The following is an 11979-nucleotide window of genomic DNA, read 5'->3' on the forward strand; positions in this document are numbered from 1 at the left end:
TGTCCTCTGCTCAGAGGGCCTGCGGCCCTGGTTCGCCTCCCCCGCGCGGTGCACTGTTGAGAACATGCCCACGGACGCACGACTCGCCGTCGGCCTGCTCGGCCGCACCGCCTACGGCCGGGCGGCCACCAGCCTGCGCGCCCTGCCCTTCCTCGCCTTCGCCCGGCACATCGTGGCCGACGGCCGGGTCCTGCTGCGCATGCCCAGGAGCTGCGGATACCACCGGGCGTGCGCCGGCAGCGTGGTCGCCTACGGCAGCGACAACTCCGGCTCCGCCCGGCCGGGCGAGGAGCTGTGGACCGTACAGGTCGTGGGCCGCTGCGAGACGTACCGGCCGACCGCCGCCGAGATCGCCCGCTTCGGCCCCGCGCCGGACCGGGTGGACGGCGTCCCCTTCGAGGCCGTCTACCTGCGGATCGAGCCCCAGCTCGGCGTCGTGCACGCCGTGGGCGCGGGCGGCGAAATCACAGAACTGCTCACGGAACAGGTCACCTAGCACCACTTCGGCCGGGCCTGACGGACTGGCGACCGAAAGCGACCACCGCTGACTTTGTGTGACAACCCGCAGCTCACACCCCCTTACCGTGCCCTAGCATCGGCGGCGTGCCGCGCTTATGTGTACCAACCACCGTGCCTCACGCGCCCCCGCTGGGCGCCCTTCTCCGCCAGTACCGCGCCGGTTCCGCGCTCTCCTGCGAACCCGTCGACCAGGGCCTGCTGAACCGCGGCTGGCGCCTGTGCACCACCCGCGGTCGGTTCTTCCTCAAGCACCACTTCGACCCCGAGACCGCCGCGCCCGCCGCCATCGACCGCCAGCACCGCGCCACCCGGCGGCTGGCCGGCCTGGGCGTCCCGGTCGCGCCCGCGCTGCCCGGCCGCGACGGACGTACGGTGGTCGTGGTCGGCGGCCACTGCTACGCGCTGCACCCCTGGATCGAGGGCCGGCACCGGCACGGCGGCCAGCTCACCGCGGCCCAGTGCGAACGGCTCGGCGCCCTGCTCGGCGCCGTGCACGCGGGGCTGGAACAGGTGATGCCGGCGACCGGGCCGCGGACCCCGGAGCGGGCCGGTCCCCGCGCCGCCCCCGACCCGGCGGCGAGCGCCGACCCCGCCGACACCTTCGCCCTCATCGACGACCTCCTCGCCCAGGTGCGCCGGCACCGCCCCGCCGACTCCTTCGACGAACTCGCCCGGCACCGGCTGCTGGAACGCCGGGCCCTGCTGGAGCGGCACGCCGACCGGCGGCCACCGCGCGGCGGCGCGGCGGGCTGGGTGCACGGCGACTTCCACCCGTTCAACCTGCTGTACCAGGGGGACGCCCCGGCCGCGATCGTCGACTGGGACCGCCTCGGGGTGCGCCCCCGCGCGGAGGAGGCCGTACGCGCCGCCGCGATCTTCTTCGTCGGCCCGTCCGGCCCGCTGGACCTGCCGAAGGTACGCGCGTACGCGCGCGCGTACCGGCGTACCGCGGGCGCCACGCCCGCCCAGCTGGAGGCCGCCGTGCACCGCGTGTGGTGGGAACGGCTCAACGACTTCTGGATGCTGCGCTGGCACTACGAGCGCGACGACCGGCGGGCCGACCCGCAGTTCCCCGCGGCGTCCGCCCTGGCGGTGTGGTGGACCCGGGAGTACGAGGCGGTGTGCGAGGCGTTCACCGGCTGAGCCGGCGGCGGCTCAGCACGCCCCGGCGCGCGCCAGACCGTCCTGGACGGCTCGGGCGGCTCAGCCGCCCAGGCCCTCGGTCAGGCCGCCGTCCTCTTCCTCGCCGCCGCCGTCCTCGTCACCGGTCGCGGTGTTCGAGGGCTGGGTGCCACCGGTCTCCTCTCCGCCGCCGTCGTCGCCGGTCGCGGTGTTCGAGGGCTGGGTGCCACCGGTCTCCTCGCCCGTCGGCTGGGTCTCGCCGGTCTCCTCGGACTGCGTCGCCGACTGCGACCAGGTGGGCTCGTACGACGGCGTGTAACCGTCCCCGTAGCCGCCGCCGGTGTCCTGGTCGGTCTCCGTGTCGCCGGTGGACTCGTCCGAGGCGTCGTCGGTCGGCGACTCGGAGGTCTTCTCCTCGCCGGTGCTCTGCGTGGCGCTCGGCGACTTGGTGGTGTCGGTGTTGCCGCCGCTCTCGTTCTCGGTGTTGTTCAGCGCCAGCGCGACGCCCGCCGCGATGGCGATCACCGCGAACACGGCCAGGATCCACAGCTTGCCCCGGCCGCTGCCCCGGTTGCCGTGCCCCTCGAAGCCGCCGTCGTCACCGCCGCCGTAGCCGCCCGGCAGGATCGGCTGCGGGATCTGCGCGGTGCCCGAGTGGTCGGGGTGGGCCAGCACGGTGGTACCGGCCATCCCCAGTCCGGCCGCGGGCGTCTGCCGCCCGTCGTGGTCGACCGGGCCGGTGTTCCAGGTGCCGGTGTGGCCGCCCTGGTCGTACAGCATCTGGAGCCCGTACTGGACCAGCCCGCGCATCTCCTCGGCGGTCTGGAAGCGGTCGTCGGGCTCCTTGGCCAGCGAGCGCATGACGAGCCCGTCCAGCTCCGGCGGCACCGCGTCGGAGACCTCGGACGGCGGCGTCGGGATGTCCTGCACGTGCTGGTAGACCACCGACAGCGGGGTCTCGCCGGTGAACGGCGGGCGCAGCGCGAGGAGTTCGTAGAGCAGGCAGCCGGTGGCGTACAGGTCGGAGCGGTGGTCGACGGCCTTGCCGAGGGCCTGCTCCGGGGAGAGGTACTGCGGGGTGCCCATGACCATGCCGGTCTGCGTCATGGTCGTCGACGCGCCGTGCAGGGCGCGGGCGATGCCGAAGTCCATCACCTTCACCGCGCCGCCGTGCGTGATGATGACGTTGGCCGGCTTGATGTCACGGTGCACGATGCCGTGCTGGTGCGAGTAGGCCAGCGCCTCCAGGACCCCGGAGGTGATGATCAGCGCCTGCTCGGGGCCGGGCGCCTCGGCGTTGAGCAGGAGGTCGCGGATGGTGCGTCCTTCGACGATCTCCATCACGATGTACGGCACCGACTGGCCGCCGACGAAGTCCTCACCGGAGTCGTACACGGCGACGATGGCATGGTGGTTGAGACCGGCCACGGACTGTGCCTCGCGGGTGAAGCGGGCCTTGGAGACCGGGTCTTCGGCGAGGTCGGCGCGGAGCAGCTTGACCGCGACGGTACGGCCCAGGCGGACGTCCTCCGCGGCGAACACCTCGGCCATGCCGCCCCGCCCGAGTCTGCGGGTCAGCCGGTACCGGCCGTCGCCGACCAACCCGCCGTTGCCCCAGGTCTCCGGCGCGTCCGACATACCGCCGCCAGTCGCCTCGGGTTCGGACGGGCCCTGAGCGCGCTGCTGCTGTGCCATCAGTCCTCGCCGTCGTTTCTGCCCGCGGTACGCGCGGTGTTGTGTCACGGTCTCCGTCGGCCACGCTACAGCCTCCGCGCAAGCCTCCGGTGCGAGATGGGTGCCGGGCCCGGCACGTGACGGACCGGCCATGAAACCCTGGTTCCGTACTGTCGTGCAAATTCTGTGTACCGTCCGCGCCCGGGCTGTAACTCATCCATGACGCTTCCTTCGCGTACGGACACGGATCGGGCACCGCGCTCGACGGGTTCCGGCCTTTCGGCGGACTCGGCCGGGGGCGCGGAACCGGCCAAGATTTTTTTCTTCGGGTCCGCCGCCGCGGGCCGGCCGGCCGGCCACGACCGAGTGACCTTCACCACGCCGCGGGGCCCGGCGGTCGCTGCCGCCGGGCCCCGCGGGATCGATCGTGGGCGTAGGGGTGGGGTGGGGTTTAGAGGTACGGGCGGGGTGGGGTGGCTCTAGAGGTACGGGCCGCCCGAGCGGCCGCCCGGGTGCGGGCCCTCCTCGGCGTCGCCCATGCCCGGCGGCAGGGCGCGGCGCATCTGCTCCAGCTGGGCGCGCGCCGCCATCTGCTGGGCGAACAGAGTGGTCTGGATCCCGTGGAACAGCCCCTCCAGCCAGCCGACCAGCTGCGCCTGCGCGATCCGCAGCTCCGCGTCGCTGGGGGTCCCCTCCTCCGTGAAGGGCAGCGAGAGCCGCTCCAGCTCCTCCACCAGCTCCGGCGCGAGACCGTCCTCCAGCTCCTTCACCGAGCTGGAGTGGATCTCCTTGAGCCGGGCCCGGCTGGCGTCGTCCAGGGGAGCCGCGCGCACCTCCTCCAGGAGCTGCTTGATCATGCTGCCGATGCGCATGACCTTCGCGGGCTGTTCGACCTGGTCCGTCACCGGGGTCTCCCGGACGCCCTCGTCACCGTCACCGCCGCCGCTGAGCGCCATGCCGTCCTGGCCGACGACCAGGATCTGGGGGTTCTCCGACGACCTGTCGTTCCTCGGCATCTCCATGCCGTCATTCTCTCGCACGCCCGCACCGCGACACCGTGGCACCCCCGCCCGAACCGGGCCGGCCGCGTTCGGCTCCGCCCGGAATGCCGCAATGGCCGACCGATGTGAGGCTTGTTCCGTCGATCTTGGCGACTGGTACCGGGAGGGGGTCACCGGCGTGACTCCATGGCTGGGCACATTGCGAGCGACGGGACTGGCAGGGCTGACGGGGCTCGTGGGGGCGGGCGCGGTCCTGTTCTCCTGCCCGACGGGTGCGGCGTACGGCGCGGAGCCGGTCTCCCCGGGCCCGGTGGCGTCCGCCCGGCTGTCGCCGGGACCGGCGAGTCTCCCGGCGGCTGCGCCGAAGCCGTCGGCGTCCTCGGAACCTTCCGCGTCGGCGTCCTCGGAACCTTCCGCGTCGGCGCCGTCGGCCCGGTCGGGGGGCACCCCCCGGCCCGCCGCCGAACCCTCCCGCGCCGGCAGCCGGGCCGGTGAGGGACGACAGCGGCCGGGACGGCGGGAGGGGGAGCCGGACTGGGAGAAACCGGACTGGGAGAAAGAGGGGACGGTGCCGGTCGGGCCGGACGACGATGTCTCCGCAGGACCCGGGGAGGCCGAAGAGGCCGAAGAGGCCGGGGTGGCTCCCTCCGAGGACCCGGTGCGCCCCGGTCCCCGCCCCGCCGCGCACGCCGGGGGCGAGTCCGGGACCGCCCCGCGGATCCTCTCGCTGGGCAGCGGGCTGGTCCTCGTCGGACTCGGACTGGCCCTCGCCTTCGTCGGTCTGCGGCTGCGCCGGACGTGAGCGGGGCGGGGACCGGCCCCGTACTACGGCGCGACCAGCAGCACCTTTCCGATGTGACCGCTCTCCTCGACGACCCGGTGGGCGGCGGGCGCGTCGCTCATCGGCAGTTCCCGGTCGACGACCGGCCGGATGTGGCCCTCGGCCAGCAGCGGCCAGACGTGCTCGCGCACGGCCGCCACGATGGCCGCCTTCTCCTCCTTGGGGCGGGCGCGCAGCCCGGCGGCGGTCACCGCGGCGCGCTTGGCGAGCAGGGCGCCGATGTCCAGCTCCGCCTTCCGGCCGCCCTGCATGCCGATGATCGCCAGCCGGCCGTTGACGGCGAGCGCCTGGACGTTGCGGTCCAGGTACTTGGCACCCATGTTGTCGAGGATGACGTCGGCGCCGGCCCCGCCGGTGGCCTCCTTGACCTCGGCGACGAAGTCCTGCTCCCGGTAGTTGACCAGGATGTCCGCGCCCAGCTCGGCGCAGCGCTCCAGCTTCTCGGCGGTGCCCGCGGTCACGGCGACCTTGGCACCGACCGCCTTGGCCAGCTGGATCGCCATGGTGCCGATGCCGCTGGAACCGCCGTGCACGAGGAAGGTCTCGCCGGGGCGGAGGTGGGAGACCATGAAGACGTTCGACCAGACGGTGCAGACCACCTCGGGCAGTGCCGCGGCCTGCTTCAGGTCGACGCCCCTGGGGACCGGCAGCAGCTGCCCGGCCGGCACGACGACCCGCTCGGCGTAGCCGCCGCCGGACAGCAGCGCGCACACCTCGTCGCCCACCGACCAGCCGGAGACGCCGGTGCCGATCGCGGCGACGCGTCCGGAGCACTCCAGGCCGGGGTAGGGGGACGCACCGGGCGGCGGCGGGTAGAAACCCTGCCGCTGCATGATGTCGGCCCGGTTGACGGCGCTGGCCGTCACCTCGACGAGGACCTCGCCCTCGCCGGGCACGGGGTCGGGGACCTCGGCCCAGACCAGCGCCTCGGGGCCTCCGGGTTCGGGGATCGTGATCGCATGCATGAAGGGGACGCTACTCCGGCCCACCCCACGGGACCCGCCCGACCCGACCGACCGGCTACCGGGCCCGCCCGACCCGGCCACCCGGCTACCGGGCCCGCCCGACCCGACCAACCGGATACGGGACCGCCCGACTCGACCACGGGCCCCCGGCCACCCGCGTACGGGACCCCCGACCCGACCACCCGAGTGCGGGACCCGCCCCGTACACCCCCCGAGCCCCGCCCTCCCTCCCGGCCCTCCGGCCACCCCGTCGGAAAAACCTGTGCGCGAGCGATGAGTTTGCGGGACGGTAAAGGTCTTCCCATGCGTGGACCAAGAACGCGGAAGGACTCCCAGCATGAGTACGCAGCCGTCCGGCCTCGCGATCGAGACCGCGGGCCTGGTCAAGACGTTCGGCGAGACCCGGGCCGTCGACGGGGTGGACCTGCGGGTCCCGGCCGGCACGGTCTACGGCGTGCTCGGGCCGAACGGGGCCGGCAAGACCACCGCGGTGAAGATCCTCGCCACGCTGCTGCGGCCGGACGGCGGCGAAGCCCGCGTCTTCGGCCACGACGTGGTGCGCGAGGCGGACGAGGTACGCGGCCGGGTCAGCCTCACCGGCCAGTACGCGTCCGTCGACGAGGACCTCACCGGCACCGAGAACCTGACGCTGCTCGGCCGCCTCCTCGGCCACGGCAAGACCGCCGCCCGGCAGCGCGCCGGGCAACTGCTGGAGGCGTTCGGGCTGACGCCCGCCGCCTCCCGGCAGGTCAAGCACTACTCCGGCGGCATGCGGCGCCGGATCGACATCGCCGCGTCCATCCTCAACACCCCCGACCTGCTCTTCCTGGACGAGCCGACCACCGGTCTGGACCCGCGCAGTCGCAACCAGGTCTGGGACATCGTGCGCGCGGTCGTCGCCCAGGGCACCACCGTGCTGCTGACCACCCAGTACCTGGACGAGGCCGACCAGCTCGCCGCCCGGATCGCCGTCATCGACAAGGGCAGGGTGATCGCCGAGGGGACCAAGGGCGAGCTGAAGGCGTCCGTCGGCGCCGGCTCCGTCCATCTGCGGCTGCGGGACGCGGACCGGCGGCCGGAGGCCGAGCGGCTGCTGCGCGAGCTGCTCGCCGCCGAGGTGCAGCTGGAGGGCGACCCGGTGGCGCTGACCGCCCGGCTGAACGCGACGGCCGACGACGCCGCCGCCGACCAGGCCGCCCGCGCGCTCACCGCGCTGACCCGGGCCGGCATCACCGTGGACGACTTCTCCCTGGGACAGCCCAGCCTCGACGAGGTCTTCCTGGCCCTGACCGGCCACGACACCGGCCACGACACCGGCCAAGAGACCCTCCCCGACGCCGGCGGCGACGACCCGAAGGACGAGGTGGCGGCATGAGCACCAGTACGGCTACCAACACCGAGCACAAGGAACTCGCCCCGGTCAGCGCCGAGTCGCTGGCCGCCCTGCTGGTCGCCGGGGAACGGCCGCCGCGGCCCAGTTCCCTGTCGGCGTCACTGACATTCGGCTGGCGCGCGATCCTCAAGATCAAGCACGTACCGGAACAGCTCTTCGACGTCACCGCGTTCCCGATCATGAACCTGCTGATGTTCACGTACCTGTTCGGCGGTGCGCTGGCCGGTTCGCCGGGTGACTACATCCAGTTCGTGCTGCCCGGCATCCTCGTGATGTCGGTCGTCATGATCACGATGTACACCGGGGTGTCGGTCAACACCGACATCGAGAAGGGCGTCTTCGACCGCTTCCGCTCGCTGCCGATCTGGCGGCCGGCCGCGATGGTCGGCTATCTGCTCGGCGACGCGCTGCGCTACACCATCGCCTCCGTGGTGATGCTCGCCGTCGGTCTGGTCCTCGGCTACCGGCCGGACGGCGGGGTCGTCGGGGCGATCGCCGGAATCGTGCTGCTGCTGGTGTTCTCGTTCGCCTTCTCCTGGATCTGGACCATGTTCGGGCTGATGCTGCGCACCGAGAAGGCGGTGATGAGCGTCAGCATGATGGTGATCTTCCCGCTCACCTTCCTGTCCAACGTCTTCGTCGACCCGTCGACCATGCCCGGCTGGCTCCAGGCGTTCGTCAACAACAGCCCGATCACCCACGTGGCCTCCGCGGTGCGCGGCCTGATGGCGGGCGACTGGCCGGCCGACGAGATCGCCTGGTCGCTGGGCTGGTCGGCACTGTTCCTGGTGGTCTTCGGCCCGGTCACGATGCGGCTCTACAACCGCAAGTGACCTTCCCGGGGGATCGGCCGGGACAGTCCCGGCCAGCGGACAGATCAGCCCCTGGGCCGCGGCAGGTCAGTCCCGGGGCAGCGGGCGGGCGTCCGGCGCGACCTGGTTCCCCGGGGTCGCCCGGACGATCGTGATCAGCCGGTCCGTCAGTTCCAACCCGCCGACGGCGGGGTCGTCGTAGCCGAGCACCCGGTGCCCGCGCAGCACGCTCACCACCAGGTCGTCGACCTCCCGGGGGCCCTTGCCCACCTCGGCCCTTATGACGGGCCGTTCGACGATGTCGAGACCGCTGCCCTGGCTGATGAGGTCCTCCATCACCATGCCGGCGGCGGGGCTGAGCACGGAGAGCCCGAGCAGCCGGCCCGCGGCACTGGCACTGGTGATCACGGCATCGGCGCCCGACTGCTTCAGCAGCGGCGCGTTCTCCTCCTCGCGGACCGCGGCCACGATCTTGGCGCTCTTGTTGAGCTGCCGGGCCGTCAGCGCCACCAGCACCGCCGTGTCGTCGCGCTGGGTCGCGATGATGATCTGCCGGGCCTTGTGCACCTCGGCCCGCTTGAGCACCTCACTGCGGGTGGCGTCGCCCATCACCCCGGCGAAACCGTCGGCCGTGGCGGCTTCGATCACCTTGCCGCTCGGATCGACCACCACGACCTGCTCCTTCCGCAGCCCCGTCGCACAGACGGTACGCAGCGCCGACCTTCCCTTCGTGCCGAAACCGACGACGACGGTGTGATCGCGCAAGGTGGACCTCCAGCGGTTCAGGCGCCATTCCTCCCGGGTGCGTTCGGTGAGGGCTTCCAGCGTGGTGCCGACCAGGATGATCAGGAACAGCACGCGCAGCGGCGTGATGACGAAGATATTGGTCAGCCGGGCGGCGTCACTGACCGGTGTGATGTCGCCGTACCCGGTGGTGGAGAGGGTGACGGTCGCGTAGTAGAACGCGTCGAGGAGATCGACCGAGCCGTCGGAGTTGTCGTTGTAGCCGTCGCTGTCGGCCCACACGATCAACGCGGTCGCCACCAGCACGACAAGGGCCCAGGAGAGCCGCTTCCCCACCTGGCGGAACGGGTGCTCCACCAGCTTCCTGGGGAGCTTCACCTTGTGGGTCACGAGATGCTCGTCCGCCTGGCGCGCGATCGCGTCGTGGCCGGGAAGTTTCACGTGAAACACACTCCGATTCCGCCGGTGGCCCAGGGCAGATCGAGCACCTCGGCCTCCTGCCCCGGCCGCGCACCGCCCGGAGGTACGACCGCCAGTGCGTCGGCGGCCGCGATCCCCCGCAGCATGGCCGGTCCGTTGTAGTGCAGCGGCACGGCGCCGTCGCCGCGCAGGACCACGGGGACGAGCCGGGTGTCGTGCGGGTGCCCGTGCACCTCGCCGCGCAGCGGCAGCGCGTACGGCTCCGGCGACGGGCGGGCCGCCAGGGTCCGCAGCAGCGGTTCGACGAGGGTGAGCAGCCCGGAGACGGCGGCGAGGGGATTGCCGGGCAGCCCCACGAGGTGCTGGGCCGCACCGGTCCGGGCCAGCAGCATGGGGTGACCGGGCCGCACCTGGACACCGTCCACCAGGAGTTCGGCGCCGACGCGTTCCAGCGTGGGGTGGACGTGGTCGACCGGGCCCGCGGCCGTGCCGCCGGTGGTGACGATCAGATCGGCGTCGGACCCGGTGACCGCCCGGTACAGGGCGTCGGCGTCGTCGCCGAGCCGGCGCACCGCGGTCACCTCGGCGCCCAGTGCCCGCAGCCAGGAGGGCAGCATCGGGCCGAGCGCGTCCCGGATGAGTCCGTCGTGCGGCAGTCCCTCGGTGAGCAGCTCGTCGCCGAGCACCAGGAGTTCGGCGCGCGGCCGGGGCAGCACGGTGAGCGTGTCGTACCCGGCCGCCGCGGCCAGTCCCAGCACCGCCGGGGTCACCAGGGCACCGGCCGGCAGCAGCTGGTCGCCGCGCCCGCACTCCTGGCCGCGCGGGCGGATGTCCTGGCCCTGCGTCACCGCGCGGGTGGCGTGCAGCCGGTGCTGGGTGTCGGTACGGCCGTGTTCGCTGCGGAGTACGGCCGTACTGTCGGCGGGGACCCGGGCGCCGGTGGCGATCCGTACGGCCTCGCCGTCGGCGAGCAGCGGAGGCGCGGCGTGGCCGGCGAGCACGCCCTCCTCGCGCACGGTCCAGGGACCGGGACCCGCGACCGCCCAGCCGTCCATCGCCGAGGTGTCGAAGGGGGGCAGATCGGTGAGGGCGCCGAGCGGCGCGGCCAGGGGGAGTCCGAGGGCCGCGTCGAGGCGGACGGAGACCGGCTGCCGCCCGTCGGCCCGGGCACCGGCCCGCCCGGCCCGCTCGGCGACCCTGCGGGCGGCGGGCCAGGAAGTCGCACGGTGGGCGGCGCGATGACGGGAGCCGTCCGGACCGGAACCGTCGGGGCGAGGGGCGTCCGGGCGAGAGGTGTCCGGGCGAGGGGCGTCCGGGCGCGAGGCGCGGCGGGATTCGGCCCGGTCGCCACCGCGGTGATCGCCGGCGGGACCACCGGAGCGGTCACCCTGGGGACTACCGGAGCGGCCGCCGGGACGGCCACCGAAGCGGCCGCCGGAGTCATCGCCGGAGCGGTCGCCCAATCCGCCGTCGAATCCGCCGTCGAATCCGTCGCCGGATCGGTCGCCGGATCGGTCGCCGGACTGATCACCCCCGGTGTGGGCCCGGTCGTTCACGAGGGCGAGTGCCTCCTCGACGTCGAGGTCCTCGGCGTCCAGACCCGTTCCGCTGGAGCGGGCGGTCATCCGGCGTCCGGACGGCCGCCGGGGGCGGGGGCCGTCCCGGAGGCGCCTTCCTCCGCCCAGCGCAGGGCCAGCGCCGCGGCCTTGCGGGCGGCCTCGGCGACGGCCTCGGGCCCGCCGCCGGCCCGTGCCGCCGCGTAGCCGACGAGGAAGGTGGTCAGCGGGGCGGCGGGCCGGGCCACCCCGTGGGCGGCGTCCCGGGCCAGGTCGAGCAGGACGGCGGTGTCGACGTCGAGCTCGATGCCCAGTTCGTCCTTGGCGGCGGAAATCCATTCATCCAACACGTGCCCATGCTCCCTGATGCGTGCCCTTGCGGTGGCGATGTCGTCCCAGGTGTCGCAGTCGAAGGACGCGACGGGATCGGGGACGCGAACGAGTCGCAGCCCCGCGGTGAGCCGGCGCAGCGGCAGCCCGGTCAGCCCCGCGTGCGCGTCGGCCAGTGCGGCCAGTTCACGACGGAGCGCGGCCGTCCGGTAGGCGGCGACCAGCGGCTGGTCCCGCCCGTCGGCGTCGGTGAGCAGCGCCCCCTCGGTCCCGGCGGACCCGGCCGCGACCGCCGTCAGCAGCCGCCGCACGGTCGCTCCGTGGAGGAACGGCAGGTCGGCCGAGAGTACGGCGACGTACTCCGCCGCGGTGTGCCGCAGCCCGGCGGCGAGCGCGGCGACCGGTCCGGCGCCGGGCGGGTCCTCACGGGCCCAGACGACGGGCCGTACGGTCGGCCGCGGACCGGCGACGACGACGGTGGCCGAGGCTCCGGCGCAGGCGGTCAGCACCCGGTCGAGCAGCGCGCGCCCGCCGACCAGCACCCCGGGCTTGTCGGCGCCGCCGAGCCGCCGGGCGGCGCCACCGGCCAGCACGACGGCGTC

The 11979-nt window shown here is 73.7% G+C and carries 11 protein-coding genes; 5 read left to right on the forward strand and 6 right to left on the reverse strand.

Annotated features, from left to right (window positions below):
* The first annotated feature begins 64 nt into the window (after nucleotides 1-64).
* Nucleotides 65-496, forward strand: a complete 432-nt coding sequence (locus AB0G32_RS05760; protein ID WP_361158640.1) for a pyridoxamine 5'-phosphate oxidase family protein — start codon at nucleotides 65-67, stop codon at nucleotides 494-496.
* 134 nt (nucleotides 497-630) lie between these two features.
* Nucleotides 631-1662 (forward strand): phosphotransferase, encoded by a 1032-nt coding sequence (locus AB0G32_RS05765; protein ID WP_361158643.1) that lies wholly within the window; start codon nucleotides 631-633, stop codon nucleotides 1660-1662.
* Between the two features lie 60 nt (nucleotides 1663-1722).
* Here AB0G32_RS05765 and AB0G32_RS05770 read toward each other — a convergent pair whose 3' ends face one another.
* Together AB0G32_RS05770 and AB0G32_RS05775 are read right to left on the reverse strand one after the other, a co-directional pair.
* On the reverse strand, nucleotides 1723-3336 hold the full coding sequence (locus tag AB0G32_RS05770) for a protein kinase (RefSeq protein ID WP_361158646.1): 1614 nt from the start codon (nucleotides 3334-3336) through the stop codon (nucleotides 1723-1725).
* Nucleotides 3337-3794: 458 nt separating this feature from the next.
* Nucleotides 3795-4337, reverse strand: coding sequence for a bacterial proteasome activator family protein (locus AB0G32_RS05775; protein ID WP_361158649.1), 543 nt, complete (start codon nucleotides 4335-4337; stop codon nucleotides 3795-3797).
* 547 nt (nucleotides 4338-4884) lie between these two features.
* On the opposite strand from AB0G32_RS05775, the gene AB0G32_RS05780 reads away from it, so the two are divergent.
* Nucleotides 4885-5118: a hypothetical protein gene (locus AB0G32_RS05780; RefSeq protein ID WP_361158652.1), complete on the forward strand. Its 234-nt coding sequence runs from the start codon at nucleotides 4885-4887 to the stop codon at nucleotides 5116-5118.
* A 23-nt stretch (nucleotides 5119-5141) separates the two neighbouring features.
* Here AB0G32_RS05780 and AB0G32_RS05785 read toward each other — a convergent pair whose 3' ends face one another.
* Nucleotides 5142-6122 carry an NAD(P)H-quinone oxidoreductase gene (locus AB0G32_RS05785; RefSeq protein WP_361158655.1) on the reverse strand — a complete coding sequence of 327 codons (981 nt, stop codon included), beginning with the start codon at nucleotides 6120-6122 and terminating at the stop codon, nucleotides 5142-5144.
* Between the two features lie 337 nt (nucleotides 6123-6459).
* Between AB0G32_RS05785 and AB0G32_RS05790 the strand changes: the two genes are divergently transcribed.
* Together AB0G32_RS05790 and AB0G32_RS05795 are read left to right on the forward strand one after the other, a co-directional pair.
* A complete protein-coding gene (locus AB0G32_RS05790; RefSeq protein ID WP_361158658.1) occupies nucleotides 6460-7497 on the forward strand; it encodes an ATP-binding cassette domain-containing protein in 1038 nt (345 codons plus the stop codon).
* On the forward strand, nucleotides 7494-8348 hold the full coding sequence (locus AB0G32_RS05795) for an ABC transporter permease (RefSeq protein WP_361158661.1): 855 nt from the start codon (nucleotides 7494-7496) through the stop codon (nucleotides 8346-8348). The genes AB0G32_RS05790 and AB0G32_RS05795 overlap by 4 nt, the downstream gene beginning before the upstream one ends.
* A gap of 66 nt (nucleotides 8349-8414) precedes the next feature.
* Here the strand turns inward: AB0G32_RS05795 and AB0G32_RS05800 are convergent, their stop codons facing one another.
* Genes AB0G32_RS05800 through AB0G32_RS05810 form a run of 3 tightly spaced genes read right to left on the reverse strand, consistent with a single transcriptional unit; the run spans nucleotide 8415 to nucleotide 11970 of the window.
* Nucleotides 8415-9512 (reverse strand): potassium channel family protein, encoded by a 1098-nt coding sequence (locus AB0G32_RS05800; RefSeq protein WP_361158667.1) that lies wholly within the window; start codon nucleotides 9510-9512, stop codon nucleotides 8415-8417.
* Nucleotides 9509-11116, reverse strand: a complete 1608-nt coding sequence (locus tag AB0G32_RS05805) for a molybdopterin molybdotransferase MoeA (protein WP_361158671.1) — start codon at nucleotides 11114-11116, stop codon at nucleotides 9509-9511. The genes AB0G32_RS05800 and AB0G32_RS05805 overlap by 4 nt, the downstream gene beginning before the upstream one ends.
* Complete coding sequence (locus AB0G32_RS05810) at nucleotides 11113-11970, reverse strand: NTP transferase domain-containing protein (protein WP_361159075.1); 858 nt, start codon at nucleotides 11968-11970, stop codon at nucleotides 11113-11115. Before AB0G32_RS05810 ends, AB0G32_RS05805 begins: the two co-directional genes overlap by 4 nt.
* Nucleotides 11971-11979: the final 9 nt, after the last annotated feature.

The organism is Streptomyces sp. NPDC023723, assembly GCF_040639815.1.
GTDB lineage: Bacteria > Actinomycetota > Actinomycetes > Streptomycetales > Streptomycetaceae > Streptomyces.